15 protein-coding genes, 5 tRNA genes and 2 rRNA genes are annotated in these 24,095 nt (G+C 52.6%); 3 read left to right on the forward strand and 19 right to left on the reverse strand.

Going from position 1 to position 24,095, the window contains the following annotated elements; genetic code table 11:
- Positions 1 to 35: 35 nt before the first annotated feature.
- From LY85_RS11275 to LY85_RS11295, 5 genes are all read right to left on the reverse strand, one after another.
- Positions 36 to 485, reverse strand: coding sequence for a zinc ribbon domain-containing protein (locus LY85_RS11275; protein WP_141826713.1), 450 nt, complete (start codon positions 483 to 485; stop codon positions 36 to 38).
- A gap of 370 nt (positions 486 to 855) precedes the next feature.
- A 23S ribosomal RNA gene (locus tag LY85_RS11280) occupies positions 856 to 3,687 on the reverse strand.
- 332 nt (positions 3,688 to 4,019) lie between these two features.
- Positions 4,020 to 4,096 (reverse strand) — tRNA-Ile (locus tag LY85_RS11285).
- 128 nt (positions 4,097 to 4,224) lie between these two features.
- Positions 4,225 to 4,300: transfer RNA gene (locus LY85_RS11290), tRNA-Ala, on the reverse strand.
- Between the two features lie 257 nt (positions 4,301 to 4,557).
- A 16S ribosomal RNA gene (locus tag LY85_RS11295) occupies positions 4,558 to 6,119 on the reverse strand.
- Together the 16S and 23S rRNA genes with 2 tRNA genes alongside form the textbook arrangement of a ribosomal RNA operon.
- A 479-nt stretch (positions 6,120 to 6,598) precedes the next feature.
- On the opposite strand from LY85_RS11295, the gene sleB reads away from it, so the two are divergent.
- A complete protein-coding gene (gene sleB / locus LY85_RS11300) occupies positions 6,599 to 7,279 on the forward strand; it encodes a spore cortex-lytic enzyme (protein WP_141826714.1) in 681 nt (226 codons plus the stop codon).
- A gap of 104 nt (positions 7,280 to 7,383) precedes the next feature.
- On the opposite strand, the gene LY85_RS11305 is transcribed toward sleB, so the two are convergent.
- The 3 genes from LY85_RS11305 to LY85_RS11315 all read right to left on the reverse strand — a co-directional run bounded on the left by LY85_RS11305 (position 7,384) and on the right by LY85_RS11315 (position 11,223).
- Positions 7,384 to 8,574, reverse strand: a complete 1,191-nt coding sequence (locus tag LY85_RS11305; RefSeq protein ID WP_141826715.1) for a GH25 family lysozyme — start codon at positions 8,572 to 8,574, stop codon at positions 7,384 to 7,386.
- Positions 8,575 to 8,792: 218 nt separating this feature from the next.
- Positions 8,793 to 9,314, reverse strand: a complete 522-nt coding sequence (locus LY85_RS11310) for a hypothetical protein (protein ID WP_141826716.1) — start codon at positions 9,312 to 9,314, stop codon at positions 8,793 to 8,795.
- A gap of 310 nt (positions 9,315 to 9,624) precedes the next feature.
- Complete coding sequence (locus LY85_RS11315) at positions 9,625 to 11,223, reverse strand: ABC transporter substrate-binding protein (RefSeq protein WP_243122536.1); 1,599 nt, start codon at positions 11,221 to 11,223, stop codon at positions 9,625 to 9,627.
- 451 nt (positions 11,224 to 11,674) lie between these two features.
- Here LY85_RS11315 and LY85_RS11320 point away from each other — a divergent pair, with 451 nt between their 5' ends.
- Both LY85_RS11320 and LY85_RS11325 read left to right on the forward strand, forming a co-directional pair.
- On the forward strand, positions 11,675 to 12,229 hold the full coding sequence (locus LY85_RS11320; protein ID WP_243122537.1) for a DUF1697 domain-containing protein: 555 nt from the start codon (positions 11,675 to 11,677) through the stop codon (positions 12,227 to 12,229).
- 484 nt (positions 12,230 to 12,713) lie between these two features.
- Positions 12,714 to 12,902 carry a hypothetical protein gene (locus LY85_RS11325; RefSeq protein WP_141826718.1) on the forward strand — a complete coding sequence of 63 codons (189 nt, stop codon included), beginning with the start codon at positions 12,714 to 12,716 and terminating at the stop codon, positions 12,900 to 12,902.
- 440 nt (positions 12,903 to 13,342) lie between these two features.
- On the opposite strand, the gene LY85_RS11330 is transcribed toward LY85_RS11325, so the two are convergent.
- The 11 genes from LY85_RS11330 to mnmG form a co-directional block, all read right to left on the reverse strand.
- A tRNA-Val gene (locus LY85_RS11330) sits at positions 13,343 to 13,419 on the reverse strand.
- Between the two features lie 26 nt (positions 13,420 to 13,445).
- A tRNA-Glu gene (locus LY85_RS11335) sits at positions 13,446 to 13,520 on the reverse strand.
- 6 nt (positions 13,521 to 13,526) lie between these two features.
- A tRNA-Met gene (locus LY85_RS11340) sits at positions 13,527 to 13,603 on the reverse strand.
- A 286-nt stretch (positions 13,604 to 13,889) separates the two neighbouring features.
- A complete protein-coding gene (gene guaB, locus LY85_RS11345) occupies positions 13,890 to 15,368 on the reverse strand; it encodes an IMP dehydrogenase (protein ID WP_141826719.1) in 1,479 nt (492 codons plus the stop codon).
- A gap of 180 nt (positions 15,369 to 15,548) precedes the next feature.
- Positions 15,549 to 16,301 carry an acyl-ACP thioesterase domain-containing protein gene (locus LY85_RS11350; protein WP_042081325.1) on the reverse strand — a complete coding sequence of 251 codons (753 nt, stop codon included), beginning with the start codon at positions 16,299 to 16,301 and terminating at the stop codon, positions 15,549 to 15,551.
- Positions 16,302 to 16,386: 85 nt separating this feature from the next.
- Positions 16,387 to 17,664, reverse strand: coding sequence for a serine--tRNA ligase (gene serS / locus LY85_RS11355; protein WP_141826720.1), 1,278 nt, complete (start codon positions 17,662 to 17,664; stop codon positions 16,387 to 16,389).
- 59 nt (positions 17,665 to 17,723) lie between these two features.
- The gene (locus LY85_RS11360; protein ID WP_141826721.1) at positions 17,724 to 18,578 is read right to left on the reverse strand and encodes a ParB/RepB/Spo0J family partition protein; all 855 of its coding nucleotides are present in this window, start codon (positions 18,576 to 18,578) and stop codon (positions 17,724 to 17,726) included.
- Positions 18,579 to 18,589: 11 nt separating this feature from the next.
- A complete protein-coding gene (locus LY85_RS11365) occupies positions 18,590 to 19,357 on the reverse strand; it encodes an AAA family ATPase (protein WP_141826722.1) in 768 nt (255 codons plus the stop codon).
- Between the two features lie 1,110 nt (positions 19,358 to 20,467).
- Positions 20,468 to 21,271 carry a ParB/RepB/Spo0J family partition protein gene (locus tag LY85_RS11370; RefSeq protein WP_141828066.1) on the reverse strand — a complete coding sequence of 268 codons (804 nt, stop codon included), beginning with the start codon at positions 21,269 to 21,271 and terminating at the stop codon, positions 20,468 to 20,470.
- Positions 21,272 to 21,483: 212 nt separating this feature from the next.
- A complete protein-coding gene (gene rsmG, locus LY85_RS11375) occupies positions 21,484 to 22,197 on the reverse strand; it encodes a 16S rRNA (guanine(527)-N(7))-methyltransferase RsmG (protein WP_141826723.1) in 714 nt (237 codons plus the stop codon).
- Position 22,198: 1 nt separating this feature from the next.
- Entirely contained in the window at positions 22,199 to 24,073 is a 1,875-nt protein-coding gene (gene mnmG / locus LY85_RS11380; protein ID WP_141826724.1) for a tRNA uridine-5-carboxymethylaminomethyl(34) synthesis enzyme MnmG, read from the reverse strand.
- Positions 24,074 to 24,095: the final 22 nt, after the last annotated feature.

Below are 24,095 nucleotides of genomic sequence, written 5' to 3' on the forward strand. Positions count from 1 at the left end.
TCCTCCAAGCTTCTATTCGCGATTCTATCTGTTCGTTAATAATAAAAGGAATTCCCTCCGAAGGAAGAGATGCTCACCACAAAAACCATGCACACAATAACGGCAAGAATGGCCACGCCCGTCAGCGCAACGGCGATGGTAAGGAAAAGCTTTGCGCGGCGGACCTGCTCTCCCGCCAGGGGATTCCTATTCTGTGGGGGCTGGTTCGGCGCTCCGCACCGCGGGCAGACCGCGTCATAAAAATAATGTCTGAAACCGCAGTTGGGGCACACGATATAGTTCCTTGACGAATTTCGGATACAAAGATATATAATGCCCGGAATCAGACCCAAAAATCCGATCAAAAGGCCCCACATCAGCGCGTCCGGGTTCGCTTTCGCACAGGCGTCATTGTAGGCCGCCAAAGCAAAAAGCACGCGTGCGGCAAGCGCAAGCAAGCTGACAACCATGATTAAAAAAAGGACTCCAATACCGACAGATGCCACTGACACCATCCTCCGTTCGTATAGGCGTTCTGTTTTCGCCTTCTGTATTAAAAGATGAATACAATGGTACGGGAAAACTCACAAAAAGTCAACCCCATATGCCCTTTGATATCCACGCGGAAATCATTACCAGACAAAAAACATTCATAATTTCATTTTAAATGCAAAAAAAGACCCATCTAAACGATAGGTCTTATGTTCTATCCATATTGTACACTGAGAACCGAACTCAACAGTCGGCATGCGCCTCCGCAATCATAGCAAAAAACACAGTGCGTATGCTCTTTGCATTTCACAGGTACAATTGTACACTGAAAACTGAATAAAGGGAAGGAAGCAGAAGAGAGAAATGAGGGTTGCCAAGAAAAATATGGTCAAGCCCTCGGCCTATTAGTACTGCCAAGCTGAATACGTTACCGTACTTACACACGCAGCCTATCAACCTTGTAGTCTTCAAGGGGCCTTACTAGCTTACGCTATGGGATATCTAATCTTGGAGTCGGCTTCACGCTTAGATGCTTTCAGCGTTTATCCGATCCGCACATAGTTGCCCAGCTGTGCCATTGGCATGACAACTGGTGCGCCAGCGGTGCGTCCATCCCGGTCCTCTCGTACTAAGGACAGCTCTCCTCAAATATCCTGCGCCCACGACAGATAGGGACCGAACTGTCTCACGACGTTCTGAACCCAGCTCGCGTACCACTTTAATCGGCGAACAGCCGAACCCTTGGGACCGAATACAGCCCCAGGATGTGATGAGCCGACATCGAGGTGCCAAACCTCCCCGTCGATGTGGACTCTTGGGGGAGATCAGCCTGTTATCCCCAGGGTAGCTTTTATCCGTTGAGCGACGGCAATTCCACTCTCATACCGCCGGATCACTAACTCCAACTTTCGTTACTGCTCGGGCCGTCACCCTCGCAGTTAGGCCAGCTTACGCGTTTACACTCAAAGGCACGGTTTCCGTCCGTGCTGAGCTGACCTTTGAGCGCCTCCGTTACTCTTTTGGAGGCGACCGCCCCAGTCAAACTGCCCGTCTAACAATGTCCCCCGGCCGGATTCACGGCCGCAGGTTAGAATTTCAGCAACTTAAGAGTGGTATCCCAACAGCGACTCCACAAAGGCTGGCGCCCTTGCTTCGCAGTCTCCCACCTATCCTGTACATAAATTACCGAAACCCAATATTAAACTGCAGTAAAGCTCCATGGGGTCTTTCCGTCTTGTCGCGGGTAACCGGCATCTTCACCGGTACTACAATTTCGCCGGGCGGGTAATTGAGACAGTGCCCAGATCGTTACACCATTCGTGCGGGTCGGAACTTACCCGACAAGGAATTTCGCTACCTTAGGACCGTTATAGTTACGGCCGCCGTTTACTGGGGCTTCAATTCAATGCTTGCACATCTCCTCTTAACCTTCCAGCACCGGGCAGGTGTCAGCCCCTATACTTCATCTTGCGATTTGGCAGAGACCTGTGTTTTTGCTAAACAGTCGCCTGGGCCTATTCTCTGCGGCCACATTGCTGTGGCACCCCTTTTCCCTAAGTTACGGGGTCAATTTGCCGAGTTCCTTAACTACCCTTCTCCCGTTGGCCTTGGAATTCTCTTCCTATCTACCTGTGTCGGTTTGCGGTACGGGCGCCGAAGATATACATAAGACTTTTCTCGCCCTGCGCTAAGCATACTTCCCTACTCTAATTTCGGTCCCTTACGCCCGGGTCAACCATCGCCCGGGTTATGCCCTTTGCAGGTGTCCTCTTACTTAAATCTTTTGGCGGCTACGGAATTTCCACCGTATGTGCATCGGCTACGCCTCTCGGCCTCACCTTAGCTCCCGGCTTACTTGGAGCGGACGAACCTTCCTCCAAAAACCTTAGACTTTCGGCCAATATGATTCTCACACATTTCTCGCTACTCATTCCGGCATTCTCACTTGAATAAAGTCCACCAGCGCTTCCGCTCTGACTTCACCCCTTATTCAACGCTCTCCTACCATTCCTTGCGGAATCCCAAGCTTCGGTATATGATTTAGCCCCGTTAAATTTTCGGCGCAGGGTCACTCGACCAGTGAGCTATTACGCACTCTTTTAATGAGTGGCTGCTTCTAAGCCAACATCCTGGTTGTCTGTGCAACCCCACATCCTTTTCCACTTAACCATATTTTGGGACCTTAGCTGTGGGTCTGGGCTGTTTCCCTTTTGACAACGAAACTTATCTCACGCTGTCTGACTCCCGTACATCAATTATCCGGCATTCTGAGTTTGATAGGTTTCAGTAGCCTTTCGGCCCCTAGACCATTCAGTGCTTTACCTCCGGTAATCTAATACGAGGCTAGCCCTAAAGCTATTTCGGAGAGAACCAGCTATCTCCGGGTTCGATTGGAATTTCTCCGCTACCCACACCTCATCCGCTACTATTTCAACAGGAGTCGGTTCGGTCCTCCATGGGGTTTTACCCCCACTTCAACCTGGACATGGGTAGGTCACCCGGTTTCGGGTCGAATACAACTGACTTCATACGCCCTGTTCAGACTCGGTTTCCCTGCGGCTCCATCCCTTAAGGACTTAACCTTGCCAGTTACATTCACTCGCCGGACCATTCTACAAAAGGTACCCGATCACCCTTTGACGGGCTCTCGGTGCTTGTAAGCACAAGGTTTCAGGTTCTTTTTCACTCCCCTTCCGGGGTCCTTTTCACCTTTCCTTCACAGTACTGTTCACTATCGGTCACTGGGTAGTATTTAGGCTTGGAGGGTGGTCCCCCCATATTCCCACCGGGTTTCACGTGTCCGGCGGTACTCTGGATACAGCTAGGCGCTTTCCTTTTTCGCATACGTGACTCTCACACTGTTTCGTTGGCCTTCCCATGCCATTCTGCTAAATTCCAGCATCCACATTGCTGTCCGAACCCCGGGAGTATTGCTACCCCCGGTTTGGCCTCTTCCGCGTTCGCTCGCCACTACTAGCGGAATCTCATTTGATGTCTTTTCCTCGCCCTACTTAGATGTTTCAGTTCAGGCGGTTCCCCTCATACACCTATGAATTCAGTGTATGATAACTGGACATGACTCCAGTTGGATTGCTCCATTCGGATATCTATGGATCAATGCCCACTTACGGCTCCCCATAGCTTTTCGCAGTTAGTCGCGTCCTTCATCGGCTCCCAGTGCCAAGGCATTCCCCTTGCGCTCTTTGTAGCTTGACCATGTGTTTTTTCTTGGTTCTTCTTTAAAAATTTGAAATTGTAGATTTAAATCTAAAAATAACAAGTTATTTCTCGCTTAATATCTGCTTCTTCTTTATTCAGTTTTCAATGTACACGGCCGCAGGCCGTTTCGTCACGGGACAGTTCCCAGATCAAAAGACCCGTTCTGTCGCGGATTCTACCTTCTGCCGACCTTTTCCACACGATACCCTTTCCTCCACCGAAGTGAATTCAAACTACCGTATGTATTTTTGAGGACTTCCTCCGTTACGCGGGCACTCTGCTTCCTCTTTCAAGTTTGCTTTGTGCGCGGCAAAAACGGACTGTGTCCGTGGTGGGCTTAAGTGGACTCGAACCACCGACCTCACGCTTATCAGGCGTGCGCTCTAACCGGCTGAGCTATAAGCCCATATTCCGGCGTTCAGGTTGTCACCCTTAGCCACATTTTGTTTTGGCTCGTCTTCGCTTCTTTCCGCGTGCACTCATTTCACGTTTCCATCAAATCTTACCCGCGAATTGTCTGCGGCGACTCGCCGCTGGTGGAGATTAACGGGATCGAACCGTTGACCTCCTGCTTGCAAAGCAGGCGCTCTCCCAGCTGAGCTAAACCCCCATATAAAGGTAGCTTCACTCAGGTGTTCTACCCTTGTTTCCACTTTTTTTCTGAAAGCTTTGCGCTTCGCTCCTCGCCCCGGAAGCCGGTTGTTACCGTCCCGCGGCGCCAAGACACTTTCCTCGGACTGCTGTCCGCGGGCCGTGCCTCTGAGCTCAGCTCAGGGCCTTCAAAATTAAACAACGATTCGAATTTCGTCTTCCGTAACCGACCTAGGATGTTAGACCAGCGTGTTTCAGCTGCTCATGTCTCCATAGAAAGGAGGTGATCCAGCCGCACCTTCCGATACGGCTACCTTGTTACGACTTCACCCCAGTCGCCAATCCTACCTTCGGCAGCGCCTCCCTTGCGGTTAGGCTACTGACTTCGGGTATTACCGGCTCCCATGGTGTGACGGGCGGTGTGTACAAGGCCCGGGAACGTATTCACCGCGGCATGATGATCCGCGATTACTAGCAATTCCAACTTCACGCAGGCGGGTTGCAGCCTGCGATCCGAACTGAGACTGTTTTTTAGGTTTTGCTCCACCTCGCGGTCTTGCTTCCCTTTGTTAACAGCCATTGTAGTACGTGTGTAGCCCAGGTCATAAAGGGCATGATGATTTGACGTCGTCCCCACCTTCCTCCGTTTTGTCAACGGCAGTCTGATTAGAGTGCTCTTGCGTAGCAACTAATCACAGGGGTTGCGCTCGTTGCGGGACTTAACCCAACATCTCACGACACGAGCTGACGACAACCATGCACCACCTGTCTCAACTTTCCCCGAAGGGCACCTGATGCATCTCTGCTTCGTTAGTTGGATGTCAAGACCTGGTAAGGTTCTTCGCGTTGCTTCGAATTAAACCACATACTCCACTGCTTGTGCGGGCCCCCGTCAATTCCTTTGAGTTTCAACCTTGCGGCCGTACTCCCCAGGTGGATTACTTATTGTGTTAACTCCGGCACGGAAGGGGTCAGACCCCCCACACCTAGTAATCATCGTTTACGGCATGGACTACCAGGGTATCTAATCCTGTTTGCTACCCATGCTTTCGTGCCTCAGCGTCAGTTAAAGCCCAGTAAGCCGCCTTCGCCACTGGTGTTCCTCCCGATCTCTACGCATTTCACCGCTACACCGGGAATTCCGCCTACCTCTACTTCACTCAAGCTCCACAGTTTCAAACGCAGTCTATGGGTTAAGCCCATATATTTCACGCCTGACTTGCAGAGCCGCCTACGCACCCTTTACACCCAGTAAATCCGGACAACGCTTGCTCCCTACGTATTACCGCGGCTGCTGGCACGTAGTTAGCCGGAGCTTCCTCCTTGGCTACCGTCATTTGTTTCGTCACCAAGGACAGAGGTTTACAATCCGAAAACCGTCTTCCCTCACGCGGCGTTGCTGCATCAGAGTTTCCTCCATTGTGCAATATCCCCCACTGCTGCCTCCCGTAGGAGTCTGGGCCGTGTCTCAGTCCCAATGTGGCCGTTCAACCTCTCAGTCCGGCTACCGATCGTCGCCTTGGTGGGCCTTTATCTCACCAACTAGCTAATCGGACGCGAGTCCATCTTTCAGCGGATTGCTCCTTTGATATTCAGACCATGCAGCCCAAATATGTCATGCGGTATTAGCGTCCGTTTCCAGACGTTATCCCCCTCTGAAAGGCAGGTTACTCACGCGTTACTCACCCGTCCGCCACTAAATTAAGCTCAACACCCACCACTCGGTCAGGCGTCTCCACCAAACTAAGTGTTCGGTGTTAAACTTAATTCCGTTCGACTTGCATGTGTTAGGCACGCCGCCAGCGTTCGTCCTGAGCCAGGATCAAACTCTCTAAAATATTGTATATAATCGCCCGAAGGCGTTTATATCAAAATACTCAGAGTTTTTGAAGAGCTCTAAATACGATACACTAACGTGTATTTTCGTTGTCTTTTAAAGTGACAACCAACTTCGTCCGAAAGTACATTCTATACTCTCAAGTTCATTACGGGTTCCTTAATTCTATCGTTGTTTAATTTTCAAGGTCCTGGTCGAAAACTCCGCTTCCGCTCTGTGTTTGTGCCGCTTCGGTTTCGTTTTCGTTTTTTGCGTCTTTCGTAAGGCGCTTGACTATAATACCAAATACATCCCCGTAAGTCAACCCTTTTTCTAAAGTTTTTTAACTTTTTTTTAACATTTGCCTTTTTTCTGTCAATATGGAAAATAATCCCCTGTTTTTGCGCGTTTTCCGGGCCGTTTTTGTAAATCTTTCAATATTTCGGTCTGCTCGGGATAAAACAGCAACGTGAGGGAAAAATTTGTACAGAGGTGTTCAATATGGAAAATAAATTGAAATATGTCTGGGCAATGATCATTGTGGTGCTGGTAAACATTCTTGTCATCTCAATTGTCACCAATCTGGGCGGCTCGGTTCTGACCCTTTCCAAGGTGGGATCCCAGGGCGAAGAAGTGAAAAGCATCCAGACCAAGCTGAGCAATCAGGGTTATTATAAAGGAAAGATCGACGGAATCTTCGGCAGCCAGACCAAAAGCGCCGTTGTCAGCTTTCAAAAGGCGAAAGGCCTGACAGCCGACGGGATCGCGGGACCCAAGACGCTGGCGGCACTGGGAGTGGGCGGCTCTGCCGGCGCACAGGGAGGCTTCAGCAGCAACGACGTCACCCTGCTTGCCCGCGTCACGTCCGCCGAGTCGCGAGGCGAACCCTATACCGGACAGGTTGCGGTCGCCGCCGTAATCCTGAACCGGATCGAACATCCGTCGTTCCCCAATACGCTGGCGGGCGTTATCTATCAGCCCGGCGCGTTCAGCTGTCTGAATGACGGCGGCATCAACGCCCCTATTTCCGACTCGGCTTACAAGGCCGCGCGTGACGCGATCAACGGCTGGGACCCTTCCGGCGGAGCGATCTATTATTATAACCCCGCAAAGGCCACCAGCAGCTGGATTTTTTCCCGTCCCGTAATTACGGTTATCGGCGACCACCGTTTTTGCAGTTAACCCGGTTCTTTCATGATAACATTGGCGCAGAACAAATTGATGTCCTGCGCCAAATATTTCATATTATTATGGATAGAAAGATGCCGGATAAGCGAACTGCCTCCTTACGCCACAGTGACGACGCAGCGGCGCACCGGAGTCTGATTCGGCAGTACGGAATAGATGGAGGTAGTCCCGGCGGCGACCCCCGTGATCTTTACATAATAGCTGCCGTTCTGCAGCTTCTGATAAACGATTTTCGCCACGCCGGAATTTCCGGTGGTAAAGGAGGGCTTCGCGCTGATTCCGTTCGGGGTAAACTTAAACTGGTAGCTCTGGCCCGGCTTTAGGGACAGGGACGAGCCGGTATCGGACAGAATGGTGTTGTCCACAGGAGCCTGTGCCGGGGTCGCGGAAAGGTAATCCACATAGCAGTAGTCCAGATCGACAGAAGTATTGACGCCTCCGATCAGGCCGGCGTCGCTGTACTGCCACATCGTATAGGCGCCGCTGTAATTGGGAGAAGGTACATTATAATGCGCCACCCATTTATCATAAGCGCTCAGCGCAGTGCTGCTCAGGTTGGAATTGAACAGGTTCGCGTTGCTGTAAATTCCGGTCTTATATCCCGCGTTGGCCATGGTGCTGCAGAAGGCGGTGACGATCGCCGAGAGCTGATCCCCCGTCATGGCGCTGTTTACCGCGTTTTGCTCCACATCGTAAAATACCGGGTAATCCAGACGGCGTCCGTTCAGGATGCTGAGGCACATCTGCGCTTCCTGTACGGCAATTTCCGGAGTCGTCGCATAGCAGACGTGATAGGCGCCGACCTTGATTCCGTTCGCGACCGCCCCATCATAATTCGCCGCAAAATAATCGTCCGTCTGTGTTTCCGGCAGTTCGTTCCCGTAGCCGGTGCGCAGAATCGCAAAATCCACCCCGGCGAGCTTTACGTTGGCCCAGTCCACGGCTCCCTGATGCTCGGACACGTCAATCCCCTTCAGCACGACATGCACGTCGCAGACGGCGCTGCGTCCGTCCGGCGCGGTGACGGTAACCGTCGTCCTGCCGAGCGCGGAGGCGGTAACGGTCCCGTTTGTCACCGAGGCAACGGCGGGATTGCTCGACGCCCATTGAAGCGAGGACACGCTGCTGTCGCTGACGGTCAGCACGGCGGTCTCCCCCGCTTTCAGATAAAGGCTGCCGTTACTGAGCGTAAAGGTCGCGGAAACGCCGGTATCCGCGGCAAAAGCAGTTGTACTGAGCGATACGGCCATTGCCAATACTAAAAGCAAGGCCATCCATTTTTTCTTCATTTCAGTTCCTCCATCGTTTCATAAAAATTTTCCCGTATTCAGGTAAAAGATCATGATGCAGAAGATTTATCGTTTTGCCGGGATCCTGCCAAAATATGGTATTTCTGAATTCTTATTATATTCCTGTCCCTTCCCCTCTGTCAAGAACGGAGCCGTGATTTAGAAAGCATAAAAAAAGAGCCTCCCGGCAGTTGCCGGAAAGCCCGTTCGCTGAAAATCTATTTTTTGAACGCTTTAAACAGCTTGGTCACGTCTTCCTGATGCTGTTTGTTTTCATCGGAACCGGAGGTATCCTTATAAATCATAATATATTTCCCGCTGTCGGAAATCACCGCCGGAACGGTCTGGTTCATAATGGTGAACTGATTTTTCGCCTTTACCTCGTCCAGAACGGCGGAAGCCTCGCTGGAAAGACTGCCGGTATCAAATTCATAAAGCTCCACAGTAACATTGTCTTTTCCGTTAAAGCCAAAGTGATATTTCGCGCCCTTTTTCGCGCCGATAAAATCCGCTTTCATTTCTGCCGGGGTTCCGGAAATCAAGGAATTCGACGAAAGGTATTTTTCGAGACCGGCAAGGCTGTCCTCCATATTGTCCGAACCGACCGCGGAGGAAACCGCCGCCTGGGAGGAAGCGCTTGGCGCCGACTGGGTACCGCCCACATCGCCCATTCCGCAGGCCGCAAGGGAACCGGCCATAACAACCGCCAATGCAAGGATTAAAATTTTCTTCATTTTCATGATAGATCCTCTCTTAAACAAAAAACTTGAATTCTTTGCTGTGACGGCCTTGGCGCAGGCACAGTCCTTTTGCAGGGAATCACAAAATAGCTTGCCCAAAATGATTTCGCTTTTTCAATTGTATACAGCTCCCACCATAAAAGCCGCATCTCATACGCGGGATTTCAGCCGAAAAGGAAACGCCGTCTAGGTAATTATCTGATTTTTACGATGATTTGTCAACCCTCATTTCACTCCCGCGGAAAGGCGGCCCCAAAGAAGAAAAAATCCCTGCCTCCCGTAGGAAGCAGGGAAAAAACCGGAAAACGGATCAGCCGTTTTTGGAAACGCCGGAAAGCGGAAGCATCCCGGTCACGTGATACAGGAAGTTCTGGACCTTGGGCGACGTCGCGATCAGGTTTGTGGAATGCGAAATGGGAAGCCACGGAGATTCCTTCGCGGCAAGCTTCTCCGCTTCGCCGTAAACGGCGTTCCGCTCCTCGCCCATCGGCATCTTTACCGCCTTCGCGATCAGGTCCTTATACTCCTGATTATTGAAGCGGGCGTAGTTCATGCCGGGATCGTCCGACGCCAGCAGGCTCAGGAAATTGTCGGCGTCGCCGTTGTCGCCGATCCATCCGGCAAAGCAGATGTCAAAGTCGCCCTGCTGCTGCTTCGTCTTATAGGTGGTCCAGTCGTACGCGTCGATCGTACAAGTGACACCCACCTTGGAAAGATATCCCTGCACCGCCTCGGCAAGGGTCTGGCCGTTCGCCGGGTTGTACATCCGCGCGCTGGTATAGGTAATGATATGGACGCTGGAAACCCCCGCCGCTTTCAGGGCAGCCTTGGCGGCTTCCGGGTCATAGGCCGTCTGTTGGACCGTTTTGTCGTACCCCGGCATAAACGTGGGCAAAATGGTGGTCGCCGTCTCCGAATAGCCCTTGTAGAGCGTTTCCGCCAATTCGGGCACGTTGATCGCGGCGGACAGCGCGGCGCGTGTTTTCGCATCGTTGAACGGGGCGCGGCTGCAATTGTACGCCAGATAGTTGATGTTCATCCCCGGGGATTTGACGGTCTTATTTCCCGCCGAAGAAATCTGATCGACCACGGTGTAGTCGATTCCGTCGATGATATCGACCTCTCCGTTATTCAGCGCGACCACGCGGGCGGAATTGTCCTTAATGGTGCGGAACACGACATTCTTCGTAAGCGCCTTGGTCCCCCAGTAGTCGTCGTTGCGGACTAAAACCGTGTTCTGGTCCTTCTGCCAGCTGACGAATTTATAGGGTCCGGTGCCCACGGGATGCTCATTGACATTGTTGTTGTTCTCCTGCAGCGCCTTGGGGCTGACGATCAGCGCGCCCAGGTTCATGGCCAGGTTACTCAGGAACGGCGTACAGGGTTCCTTCATATTGATCTTTACGGTGTACTCGTCCACCGCCTGCACGTCCTTTACCGAGCCGTATACGAAGGAGGCGTAGCTCATGTCCTCCGTGACCTTGGGGGGAAGCTGCCTGTCGATATTGAACTTTACCGCTTCCGCGTTAAAGTCGGTACCGTCCTGAAATTTCACCCCTTTACGCAGGTGGAACTCATAGGTAAGCCCGTCGTCGCTGATGTTCCAGCTTTCGGCAAGGCTGGGCTCCACCTCTGTGGAATCCTTTTTATATTTCAGCAGGCCCTCGTAAATATTGCTCATGATCTTGACCGATTCAATGTCGTCTACCAAAGCGGGGTCCAGGCCGCGCGCATCCGCCGCGGAACCGTATACAATCGTGTCGCTGCTCCCGCTTTTCGCGCCCTGAGTGGAGGCCGTCCCGCCGGCGTTTTGTGTTCCCTGTTTTCCTCCGCAGCCGGCCATAGCGGACAGCACAACCGCCGCCGTCAGCACCAGTGCCGCCAATTTCTTCATTCTCACTGTATTCATACCCCTTCCATTCATCACTGTGCTTTTTTATTATCCTACCACAGGAAAGGGACAAAGACAAGCGATTTTAAATATCATCCGCTATCATCCTGCATTTCATTTACAAATTTTCAGCTTTATATGGATATTTACAGTAAAAATGAATTATTTTATTTTTGTCATTCAAATCAGCTGCAATGAAAGGATTTTCTTTCCGCTCTTCTATTGATAGCAATTCCGGTTACGTTTGCGGGACAAAACATGTTCCTCCCCCGCCTTCGGCGGGAGAGGAACGCAACCTTATTGCAGAATCAACTGGAAATGCTGTAGGAAGTGCGCCCGGCAGGAAACATTCGCATTTTAAAACGGACAGTGATATGATATCGATAAACAGATTTAAGCAATTCGGAGCTTTGTGCGACCGATCAATAAAAAGCTCGGGACGAGACAAAAGACGAAAGGGTGCAAAACATTGAAATATGCCGCACTTTTCAGGGGGATCAACGTCGGCGGAAAGAACGTCGTAAGGATGGCGGATTTGGAGCAGCTGCTTTTTCATTCAGGATTAAGCAAAGTAAGAACCTACATCCAGAGCGGCAATGCTGTTTTTGAGACGGCTCTTGCGGAAGCGGATTTACTTGATAAAATAAAAGCCGGTTTTCTTGACCGTTTCGGTTTTGAAAGCAACGTCCTGATACGGAGCATGGACGAAATCCGGGTTTTAATCGAGCAGCTTCCGATCACGTCGGCGGAAATAGCGGAGGCACAGGCCGCTGACCCACAGGTCGAGCATCTTTACGTCTATTTTTTAGGCGCCCCGCCGGAGCAGGTGCAGATTGATACCATCTGCAGAGAGTATATCGGCCCAGATACCCTGCGGATGGGAAAAAGAGAACTGTATCTGCTTTGCCACCAAAGCATCCGTAAGTCGCAGCTTGCCGCACGCGCTTCAAAGGCTTTTGATTCGGCTACCGTACGGAACTGGAAAACCGTCAATAAGCTGTATGACATGATGGTTAATTTATAGGAAGGAAACGCACAGCGTCTTTCACTTCCGGTAACCCCCAAAAACCCGAACGCGGCTCGCCGCCAATACTTAGATAAGGAAAGCGCCCGGGTGGGTGCTTTCCTTAATTTGTCTCATTTGCTCCATACAGGCCGCCGCTGGTCCGAGTAAAACGATGAGTGATTCTTTGTTATAAAAGCAAGGATCGTCATTTCTTCTGCCAGTCTAAAGAAACATATAAGTTTTCAATTTCTTGTTGCGCGGCAGTCAGCATCAATTCAGAGTTAGCCGTTAACTCCTTTGCCCGTCGGGACAATTCAGTTGCGTCTGCTATTTTTGAGCCAATTCTGGAAAGAGTTTGCTCTATCCGTTTTTGTTCTATATTGTCAATGTCCCTCTCCGTCCCAATCACCCCATATATAACCAATAATATAACCTATAACGGTTATATTATATTGTAACCTATATTGGTTACAATATCAATACCGGGAAAGGTTGTGTTTTTATGTTTAATATTATTAAACCATTCTCAAATGCTAATATTCCAAGAACAATCCGTTTCACAGAGAAACTTTTCGAAGAATTAAACAAAACAGCAGAAGAGAACGATATTTCATTTAATATGTTGGTATTGCAATGCTGCCGCTATGCGTTAGATCACTTGGTTCAGGACAGTGAGAAACAAGAATCGTAATGAGGAGCGCGCCGGGCGCGCCGAGGGAGTCCTCAGCTAAATTTCTGAGAAACTCCTTCAGTCAGGCTTTGCCTGACAGCTCCCTCAAAGAGGGCGCCAAATAAAAAAGCACCCTTCCGGGTGCATTTCTTAATTTGTGCCATTTGCTCAATTTAGATGCAGGATTCATACGCGCGCATACAAGCCCGGAAATGAAAAAGAGCCCGGACGCGAATTGCGTCCAGACTCAGTCTGGTGGACACAAGGGGACTCGGGCGGACGCACAGCGTCTTTCGCGCCTTCGGCAGCCCCAATCCAAAACCGATTATTCTTCAAACGCGAGCAATACGATACCCGAAAGGAAAAACTCCGTACGCGAATTGTCCGCGGCGACTCGCCGCCCGGGGTTCGAGTCCCCAAGCGGGGAATAAAAAAGCACCCTTCCGGGTGCATTTCTTATTTGGTGGACACAAGGGGACTCGAACCCATGACCTCTCGCGTGTGAGGCGAGCGCTCTAACCAGCTGAGCTATGCGTCCATAGTCCGCGTGTACAGAATAAAATATGGTGACCCGGACGAGATTCGAACTCGTGAAACCGCCGTGAAAGGGCGGTGTCTTAACCGCTTGACCACCGGGCCATATCATGGTAGCGGCAATTGGATTTGAACCAATGACACTTCGGGTATGAACCGAATGCTCTAGCCAACTGAGCTATGCCGCCATATTCCGCTCTGTATTGAAACGGAGCGTTTTATATTATAACCCGAATTTCTTGTGTTTGTCAACACATTCTCTCAATAATTTTAAAAAAACCATTTTAAGCGCGTTTTTAACTCTGAATCTCCCTTGTGAGCCGGGCGGTAATCCCCTTCGGAAGATTAATCGCACCGCCGACCATGGCGGAGCAGGCCCCCGCGGCAACGGCGGCTTTGGCCGCCGCCTGACAGGGAACCGCCAGCCCGCCTTTTATTTCCTCAAGAATCAGTATCCCCCAATTCCGATCAAAATTATACGGAGAAAGAGTAATTGGGCGCTTCCTTGGTGATCTGGATATCGTGCGGATGGCTTTCCTTCAGACCGGCACCCGTAATGCGGATAAACCGTGCCTTGTCGTGAAGGGCCTGTATGTCCGCGCAGCCGGTATAACCCATACCGGAACGGATTCCGCCGATCATCTGGAAAATAGTGTCCGACAGCGGCCCCTTGTACGGCAGGCGGCCTTCCACCCCTTCCGGAACCAGCTTTTTCTGATCCTGCTGGAAATAGCGGTCCTGGCTCCCCTGGCCCATAGCCGCAAGGCTGCCCATGCCGCGGTACACCTTGAACTGACGGCCCTGATAAAGCTCGGTTTCGCCCGGGGACTCCTCGCAGCCGGCGACCAGAGAGCCGACCATAACCACGTTCGCTCCGGCGGCGAGCGCCTTCACGATGTCACCCGAAAATTTGATGCCGCCGTCCGCGATCACCGGGATGCCATATTTTTCCGCGGCGCACGCGGCGTCGTAAATCGCCGTGATCTGCGGGACGCCGATCCCCGCGACGATTCTGGTCGTACAGATGGAGCCGGGGCCGATGCCGATCTTCACACAGTCCGCGCCCGCTTCAATCAGCGCGCGGGTCGCTTCGCCTGTCGCCACGTTTCCTGCAATCAGCTGCAGGTTCGGGAACGCCTTTTTGACCCTCCTGACGGCCTCCAGAACGCCGTCGTTGTGGCCGTGAGCGGAGTCCAGCGCAACCACGTCGACCTGTGCCTTTACCAGCTCCGCAACGCGCTCCAGCACGTCGCCGGTGGCGCCGATCGCAGCACCGCACAGAAGCCTGCCGCCCGCGTCCCTTGCGGAACTGGGGTAACGCACGGCTTTCTCGATATCTTTAATGGTAATCAGGCCCTTCAGATTGCCCTTGTCGTCAACAATCGGAAGCTTTTCGATTCTGTGCTTGCGCAGAATCTCCTGTGCCTGCGCAAGGGTTGTCCCAACCGGAGCGGTGACCAGATTTTCCTTGGTCATAACGGCGGAAATCGGCTGGTCGTAATCCTCGTCGGTCATAAAACGCATGTCGCGGTTCGTGATAATGCCCACGAGCTTGCCGTTTTCACAGATCGGCACACCGGAAATGCGGTATTTCGCCATAATCTCATTTGCGTCGTGTACAAAATGCTGAGGAGAGAGGAAAAACGGGTTTACAATGACGCCGTTTTCAGAACGCTTTACCCGGTCCACCATGTCGGCCTGCTTGTCGATCGCCATATTCTTGTGGATAATGCCGATACCGCCCTCGCGGGCGATCGCGATCGCCATGTTGCTTTCGGTGACCGTGTCCATGGCCGCCGTCATCAGCGGGGTGTTCAGTTTGATGGTTTTGGTGAGCTGAGTGGTAAGGTCCACTTCCCGGGGCAGTACGTGGGATTCCGCCGGGATCAGCAAAACATCGTCAAAGGTCAGCCCTTCTTTTACAAACTTTTCTGAGTAGTTCGTATTTAACATCTTATCCTCCTGTCACATTCGCGCCGCTGCAAAACTGTCATTTCCAGCCGCTTTCTCTCTTCATTCATTTTTTTATATATTTTGTTATTATAACATCTGAACCGCGAATATTCAATCAAAAAGCAGCAGATTTTCACCTTTCCATAAAGCGGAAACCAAGGCCCCGGAAAGCGTACCGGTTTATGCTTTTTCGCCGACCGGCAAAAGGGTCGCCGCGGCGGTGAAACCGCACCCTCTTGCGTGGACGCCCTGCATCAGCACCCGGCCGTTTTCCTTCGCGGCGTAGATTTTCAAAACGTCGCCCTGCGCGCTTTCGTTTACATAATTGATCTGTACTTCCGCGTACTTGTTTCCCTGTGCGCCGCCCGGCAGAAAATCGGTTAAAATATCACCGTAAATGGTGTTGTTCAGGTGGCGGTTGTAATCCAGATCGGAATAGCGGATCGGCCTTTCCCCCACCAGAGGAAGATCCTCCGGCACCGTAATCTTACCGACGCGGTCCTCCGGCCCGACTTTTTCTCCGGAAAAAATACCGTAATCCAGAAATTTTTTCGGCCGCATCACCTTATGCGTCACCGGGTCGGCAATGACGGAGGTCTGCATGACGTCTATGATCTTCTCTTCCCCGCTGTAAAACAGAAAATCGCGGTAAAACTGCGCCCCGTTGACCCCGCGCGGGTGCGTTTTGATTGTTACTTTCTCGTTATGTACCGGCATCCGTCTGATTCTGGCACGGTTGGTAATCAGGAGGAATACAATCCCGTCCTCATACATTTTTTCATAGCTCAGCCCCACAAGATCGACATGCTGCTCGCTTGTTTCCTGGCACATGCGCATCAGCACGCTCAGCTTCAAAAGGCGCTGCGCGCCGACCTCGTAGCTGGCAACCCGCACCTCGCGGCAATATTCGTTAATAAGTTCCTTCTGATTCATGTTACACCTTCTGTATCTGTATAAGTAGGGAACGCCCCCTGCGGCGTTCCTTTTCAGGAGCCCTCAGGGGGATTTCGTTCTGATTTTATCGAATGACCTCGCATCCTATAAACGGACGCAATACCTCCGGCACGGTCACGCTGCCGTCGGCGTTCTGGTACTGTTCCACAATTGCGGGGATCACGCGGCTGGTCGCAAGGCCGGAAGCGTTCAGCGTATGGACGAACTGAAGCTTTTTGTCTTCTCCCCTGAATTTCACGTTGCCCCTTCTGGCCTGATAGTCCCGCGCGTTGGAAGCAGAGCTGACTTCTTTATAGATTTCCATGCTGGGAATCCAGACTTCAATGTCGTAGGTGCGCGCCATGGAGAACGAGCAGTCGCCCGCGGCGAGCTTGCTCAGGCGGTAATGCAGCCCAAGCTTCTGCACCAGCTTCTCGGCCTTGCCCACCAGCTCGGCGAACGCGTCGTCCGACTGTTCCGGCGTGGTGTACTGTACCATTTCCACCTTGTTGAACTGATGCCCGCGGATCATCCCACGCTCCTCGGAGCGGTAGCTGCCCGCTTCCCTGCGGTAGCACGGGGTATAGGCGATATATTTGCGCGGCAGCTCCTCCGCTGTAAGCACCTCGTCTCGGTGCAGGTTCACCAGCGCGGTTTCCGCCGTGGGCAGCATAAATTTCTTATCGGTGCTGGTCGGATTTTGAATCCAGTATACCTCGTCGGTGAATTTCGGGAACTGTCCGGCCACATAGCCGCATTCATAATTGAGCATGTGCGGGGGCAGCACCAGCTCATAGCCGTCGTTCAGATGCTCACTGACAAAAAAGTTGAGCAGCGCCCATTCCATTCTGGCGCCCATTCCGCGGTAGACCCAGGAACCGGCCCCGGCCAGCTTCGCGCCGCGCTGATAGTCGATCATTCCAAGGCTTTCGCACAGCTCCACATGGTTTTTTGGCTCAAAATCAAAGGAAGGCTTCTCTTTGTAGAAACGGATGGGCTGGTTGTTTTCCTTGCCGCCCGCCGAAAGGTCCTCATCCGGCATATTCGGCAGGGAGAGCAGCAGGGTTTTCTGTTTCTCCTCCAGTTCCCCGAGCTGCGCGTCACTCTCCTTGATTTTTTCGGAAAGCGTTTTTAATTCCGCCATGAGAGAAGCGGTGTCTTCACCCGCTTTTTTCATTACGGGAATTTTCTTTGTAGCGGCGTTCTGTTCCGCCTTCATGGATTCCACTTTTCCGGTTACTTCGCGGCGTTCCTCGTCAATTTTGAGGATATCGTCCACCAGTGCGTCCACATCGATACAGCGTTTTTTCGCTCCCGCTTTTACTTTCTCCGGATTGCTGCGAATCAATTTAATATCCAGCATGTTCTGTTCTCCTTTATATTCCTCTGATTTCTGTATTTCTTTGTTTTTCCACCGTTTTGCTATTCTTTGTTGAAAAGTTCGGCCAGGTTACTCAAATCCTGTTCGCCGTAAAATTCTATCTGCAGAACTCCGCGCTTTTTCGTCCCGGTCACCTGTACCTTCCGGCCCAGATGTTCGTTCAGCGCCAGCTCCACTTCGCTGAAATAAGGAATACGCTTCTTTTCCTTCTGATGCCTGGCAGCGGGCTGTCCGTTTGCCTTTTTAGACATTTTTTCCAGTTCTCTTACGGAAATACCCTGTTCCACCGCCATTTTTGCAGCTTTCAGCATTTCTTCCGGATTCTGGAAGCTTAAAAGAGTCCGGGCATGTCCCGCGGAAAGCGAACCGGACTGTACCAGATCAAGAACCTTCTGCGGCAGGTTCAGCAGCCGGAGCGCGTTTGCCACGGTGGGCCGGGACTTTCCGACCGTCTTTGAGACTTCTTCCTGCGTCATTCCGTAGGTTTCCATCAGCGACTGGTATCCCTGCGCTTCTTCCAGCGGATTCAGGTCTTCGCGCTGAAGGTTCTCGATCAGCGCCAGCTCCATTACCTCGCTGTCGCTCATATCGCGGATGACCGCGGGGACTTCGGTGATTCCCGCCATCCGCGCCGCGCGCCACCGCCGTTCGCCCGCTACGATCTGATATCCTCCGCCGAAAATCGGCCGTACCAGCAGGGGCTGCAGCACCCCGTGCCGGGAAATGGAATCGGCGAGCTCGGCCAGCGCCTCGTCGTTAAAGTCTTTTCTGGGCTGTGCGCGGTTCGGTTCTATCTCACTGATTTTCAGCGCAACCGCCGCGTTGCGGTCCTCGGTGTCGTTTTCCGCGAAAATCGCGTCCAACCCTTTTCCAAGTCCACCCTTTTTTACTGCCACCGCTCTCCCCCCTATTCTCGATTGGTCCGAATAATTTCATCCGCCAGCGTATCGTAGGCAAGGGCCCCTCTGGAGCTCTTGTCAAAATACTGAATCGGCCTGCCGAAGCTCGGCGCTTCGGAAAGGCGCACCGCCCGGGGAATCGCCGTTGCAAACACCTTCCGCGGGAAGTATTTCTTGACCTCCTGCACCACCTGCTGGGTCAGGTTCAGCCGCCCGTCGTACATGGTGAGCAGCACGCCCTCGATCTCCAGCTGCCCGTTGTACTGGCGTTTGACGCGCCGTACGGTGTTCATCAGCTGGGACAGGCCCTCCAGCGCGTAATATTCGCACTGGATCGGAACCAGCAGCGTGTCCGCCACACAGAGCGCGTTGGTCGTAATAATTCCAAGCGAGGGCGGACAGTCGATAAAGATATAATCATAATGCTCTCTTAACGGCACCAGCGCGTTTTTCAGGATGGATTCACGGTGGTCCAGCGTGACCAGCTCTATTTCGGCTGCCGCCAGGTCCATGCTGGACGGAATAATATCCAGATTGTCAAACTCCGTGTGGATAATCACCTCAGGCGCCTTTGCCTCGCCGATCAGCACTTCATAAACGGTGTTCTTCACCGCCCGGCGGTCAACACCCACCCCGCTTGAGGAATTCCCCTGCGGGTCAATATCCACCAGAAGCGTTTTCTTTCCCTTCGTGCCCATCGCGGCGGAAAGGTTGACGGAAGTCGTCGTTTTGCCGACGCCGCCCTTCTGGTTCGCAATTGCTATAATTTTTCCCATTCTTTCCCTCCGGCTGCGGGTTTGCTCCCACAGAAACACAGTTTTCCATAAAGTTGTCCCAATTTCGGGTATAAACGGAATAATAGTTTTATTATAGCACTCTTTCCCCGGAAGATAAAGATTTTTCTCCCTTTTTTGCGTATGTTTCATGTGAAACATAGCCGACCATGCGGTCAGGAATCCCCTATGGCGATGCTCTAAGACAGTTATATGCTGAATCGGCGACAAAGCACTCCCAAAGGAACTCCCTCCGTCGCGCCGGGCGCGGACCATGCGGTCGGCAAGCGCCTACAGCGACACTTCCAGTCGGCTTACGTTAAATCAAAGTCTGATATTCCAAAACTCCCTCCGCCGCGCCGAGCGCGACACCTCCCTCACGGAGGGAGGCAGGGGTTCGACTTTTTTAGGCTCCCTCTTTGAGGGAGCTGGCAGGCGAAGCCTGACTAAGGGAGTTTAATCACAGTTTGGGTATCTCTTCGTCAATGAAAACCATACAAGTCCCGTATCTCATAGAGACACTTGGGGGTGCAGAGGATTTTATGCAACCCTCCCGCCATTACTTAGAATGACGGAATTAGCGACCCATTCATCTTTTGACTTGCAGTCGAGTCCGCCGTAGGCGCATCCCGGGCCGGCAGGTCCAAAATCCCCCTGCGCGTACTTTGCCTACTTTCGTACAAGAACCGAAAGTAGGGGCCTGCCCGGCCTGAGGGCAGACCATGCAGTCGGCAGGCGCCTACGGCGATGCGCTCAGACAGCTATCCGTTGAATTATGGCAATGCGCTTCCGAAAGAACTCCTTCCGCCGCGCCGGGCGCAGACCATGCAGCCGCCAAACACCTACAGCGATGCTTCCAGTCGGCTTACGTTAAATCAAAGTCTGATGCTCTGAAACTCCCTCCGCCGCGCCGGGCGCGCCACCTCCTTCACGGAGGGAGGTAGGGGACCCTTTACTAAGGCTCCCTCTTTGAGGGAGCTGGCAGGCGAAGCTTGACTGAGGGAGTTCACCCCCCCCAATGTTTCACATGAAACAAAACAGGCCGAACATAACGTTCGGCCTGCCTTGTGGGAAATGATATAGGGAAATAGGAGTAAACTCTTATACTCAATATTAAGCAGGCTTTTTTCCACCCGTTGCCTGCGCCTTGGGAATACGGACCAGACATTCAATATATTCGTCCGTTTCGCTTTTCAGCGTCTGCGCATTGATGCCGCTTTGTTTCATCGTCTCAATCGCATGATTGATTGTATTTAGAAAGACACGCACATCCTTAATTACAAAAGTGCGTTTGCTTTTCGGTTTTTGATTTTCTTCCAGAAGCTTATCTACAAGATCGTCCGTCTGCTGCACGTTCAGGTGCTTTCCAATAATCTGTCCAAGCACCTTCTCGCGGACTTTTTCCTCTTTAATGCGCAGCAGCGCACGGGCATGCCGTTCGGTCAGCCCGCAGGCAGTGATTTTTTCCCGTTCTTCTTCGGAAAGTTTGAGCAGACGAAGCTTGTTTGCAAGCGTAGACTGGCTTTTTCCCAGCCGGAGTGCAGCTTCCTCCTGTGTAACATCCCACTGCTCGATCAGACGGCGGATTCCTTCCGCTTCCTCAAAGATCTGTAAATCCTGTCGCTGCAGGTTTTCGGTCATGGCAAGGACGGCGCTGGTTTCCGCGGAACAATCGCTGATAATACAGGCGACGGTGGGAAGGCCGGCCATTCTGCAGGCGCGCAGTCTCCGCTCCCCGGCGATCAGCTCGTAGCCGCCTTTGACTCGGCGGACGGAAATCGGCTGAAGCAATCCGTTTGTCCGGATGCTTCTCGACAGCTCCAGCAATTCCTGCTCGCTGAATGAACGCCGTGGCTGCGCCGGATTTGGATGGATTGAATCGATATTGATCTGAACCACTTTGCGCTTTTCACCCATAATATGCAAATTCGCCGCCTCCTTGCTTGTCCCTTTTTGTTAAGGATAACATGAAGCGCGGCGATTTTTTGTAAAATTATGGTAATTAAAAATTTTTTTATTTGTTATTTTTTGGCAGTTTGAGTGCTTTCGGGTTCCTTCCACACGATTCCTGTTTGTTCGAAGCGGCATCACGGTTCTAAAAACGATCGCCGCTGCATAGGAAGAAAGGCTTAAAGCGGACTTTTCGCAATCTTTGCCCCGTGCCGCGGATAAGCAGCGGGAATGGGTCCCGTCCGCCTGATCAGTATCAGACTCCGGCTGTCCCCGTTCGGCAGTTCAAACTTTTCAATTCCGTCCAGCGTACAGCCCAGGAGAGCAACGGCGTTTTTCGCCGCGCGGACCTCCTCCTCCGGCTCCGGCCCCTTCATCGCGATAAATACCCCGCCGATTTTCAGAAACGGCAGGCAATATTCACAAAGCAGGTTCAGCGGCGCAACGGCTCTCGCCGCGGCAAAATCGAATTTTCCCCGGTACGCGGCCTGCCTTCCGGCTTCCTCCGCGCGCGCATGCACAAATTCAGCGCTGAAATGTAACTTCTCCGCCAAATCCTGCAAAAAGACCAGCCGTTTATTGAGCCCGTCCAGCAGAGTCAGGTTCAGCCCGGGGCACATCAGCTTGAGCGGTACGCCGGGAAATCCCGCGCCGGTGCCAACATCGATCAGCTTCGCACTCTCCGGCAGGTTCAGATACTTCAAAATGAGGATACTGTCCAGAAAATGCTTGTAGGCAATTTCTTCGGGCTCCTTAATGGCGGTCAGATTGATTTTCTCATTCCAATTCAACAGAATCTCCATATATTGTTGAAAACTTTCCGTCTGTTCCCCGCTCAACACGATTCCAGCATCCTGTGCGGAAAAAACCAGCCGTTCGCGAATATCCTCCATCTTATTCCCCCCTGCCGCGCGCAAGCCAGATCAGCAGCACAGAAATATCCGCAGGGCTCACGCCGGAAATACGGGAAGCCTGTCCGACGCTCGCGGGCATCACCTTCTGCAGCTTTTCCTGCGCTTCGGTTCTCAGGCCGATAATTTCCTTATAATTGATCTTAGCGGGCAAACGGCGTTCTTCCAGACGGCGCATTTCCGCGATATCTGCTTTCTGCCGCTTAATATAGCCCTCGTATTTGATTTCAATCTCCACGTTTTCAAAAACCGCCGCGGGCAGGTCGGGCCGATCCCTGTCGACTTCCTTTAAAATCTTATAATTCAGCTGCGGACGGCGAATCAGCTCCGCAAGGCGCACACCGGTGATCACCGGCGATGTTTCATGTGAAACAAGCAGCTGATTCAAGGCCTCAGACGGCGGCAGGACGGTCTTTTCCGCGCGCAGAAGCTCCTGCTCCTTCTGCTTTTGCTTCTGCTGGAACCGTTCCCAGCGATCATCGGAGATCAGCCCGATTTTCCTGCCAGTCGGGGTCATGCGTTCGTCGGCATTGTCCTGACGAAGCACCAGCCGGTACTCGCTCCGCGATGTCATCATCCGGTAGGGGTCACTGACCCCCTTGGTAATCAGGTCGTCCACCAAGGTTCCGATATAGGACCCAGCGCGGTCAAGGACCATCGGCTCCCTTCCCGTTACCTTCAAAGCGGCGTTGATTCCGGCAACCAGCCCCTGTGCGGCGGCCTCCTCGTAACCGGAGCTGCCGTTGAACTGCCCCGCGCCGTAAAGCCCGGGGAATTTCTGAAATTCCAGTGTCGCCTCCATTTGAAGCGGGTCGACGCAGTCATATTCGATTGCGTAGGCGCAGCGCATGATTTCCACACGCTCCAATCCCTTGATCGTGCGGTAGAAAGCGATCTGCACTTCCTCCGGCAGAGAAGAGCTCATTCCCTGCAAATACATTTCCTCGGTATCCATCCCACAGGGTTCAATAAAAAGCTGATGACGCTTCTTATCTGGGAAGCGCATAATTTTATCCTCAAAGCTGGGGCAGTAACGGGGGCCCACCCCCTCGATTTTACCGCTGTACATGGGGGAACGCCCAATATTTTCCAAAATCACCTGCTTGGTTCCGTCGTTTGTCCAGGAGATATGACAGACCGCGCGGTTTTTCAGCGGGGTCAGGGTATCGTAGGAAAACGGAACGACAGGTTCGTCGCCTTCCTGTACCTCAAGACCGGTAAAGTCGATGCTGGATTTCAGCACGCGCGCGGGGGTGCCGGTTTTGAAGCGGCGAAGGCGCAGGCCGATTTTTTTCAGCGCCGCGCCGAGGAATGCCGAAGGGAACATTCCGTCCGGCCCGCCCTCATAGGAAACATCGCCCACATAGATTTTTCCGCCAAGATAAGTACCTGTGGCGATCACTACCGCTTTCGCGCGGTAAACCGCTTCCATCCGGGTCGTGACCAGCCAGAGGCCGTCCGGCCCCTGCTCCAGGTCCACGATTTCCGCCTGCTTCAGCTGCAGGTTCGGCTGTGTCTCCAGCTTCCGCTTCATGACCTTGCCGTATTCCCGGCGGTCGATCTGCGCGCGCAGAGAATGGACGGCGGGACCTTTGCCCAGATTGAGCATTCTGCTCTGCAGCATGGCTTCGTCGGCTGTTTTTCCCATTTCTCCGCCCAGCGCGTCGATTTCCCGGACCAGATGGCCCTTCGCTGTTCCGCCGATGGACGGATTGCAGGGACAGTTTCCCACGGCGTCCATATTGATTGTGAAAACGCAGGTGCTGCAGCCGAGGCGCGCAGATGCAAGCGCGGCCTCGATTCCGGCATGCCCGGCGCCGATCACCACAACATCATAATTACCGGCATCGTATTTCAAAGGTATTCCTCCAATATGATTC

This window comes from Clostridium sp. KNHs216, assembly GCF_006714885.1.
In the GTDB taxonomy this organism is placed as follows: domain Bacteria; phylum Bacillota; class Clostridia; order Oscillospirales; family Acutalibacteraceae; genus Caproiciproducens.

Excerpts from the sequence above, each read along its gene's own strand:
- sleB (WP_141826714.1), top strand. The coding sequence starts at position 6,599 with ATGGAAAATAAATTGAAATATGTCTGGGCAATGATCATTGTGGTGCTG.
- LY85_RS11305 (WP_141826715.1), bottom strand. The coding sequence starts at position 8,574 with ATGAAGAAAAAATGGATGGCCTTGCTTTTAGTATTGGCAATGGCCGTA.
- LY85_RS11310 (WP_141826716.1), bottom strand. The coding sequence starts at position 9,314 with ATGAAAATGAAGAAAATTTTAATCCTTGCATTGGCGGTTGTTATGGCC.
- LY85_RS11315 (WP_243122536.1), bottom strand. The coding sequence starts at position 11,223 with ATGAATACAGTGAGAATGAAGAAATTGGCGGCACTGGTGCTGACGGCG.
- LY85_RS11325 (WP_141826718.1), top strand. The coding sequence starts at position 12,714 with ATGTTTAATATTATTAAACCATTCTCAAATGCTAATATTCCAAGAACA.
- guaB (WP_141826719.1), bottom strand. The coding sequence starts at position 15,368 with ATGTTAAATACGAACTACTCAGAAAAGTTTGTAAAAGAAGGGCTGACC.
- LY85_RS11350 (WP_042081325.1), bottom strand. The coding sequence starts at position 16,301 with ATGAATCAGAAGGAACTTATTAACGAATATTGCCGCGAGGTGCGGGTT.
- serS (WP_141826720.1), bottom strand. The coding sequence starts at position 17,664 with ATGCTGGATATTAAATTGATTCGCAGCAATCCGGAGAAAGTAAAAGCG.
- LY85_RS11365 (WP_141826722.1), bottom strand. The coding sequence starts at position 19,357 with ATGGGAAAAATTATAGCAATTGCGAACCAGAAGGGCGGCGTCGGCAAA.
- LY85_RS11370 (WP_141828066.1), bottom strand. The coding sequence starts at position 21,271 with ATGGGTGAAAAGCGCAAAGTGGTTCAGATCAATATCGATTCAATCCAT.
- rsmG (WP_141826723.1), bottom strand. The coding sequence starts at position 22,197 with ATGGAGGATATTCGCGAACGGCTGGTTTTTTCCGCACAGGATGCTGGA.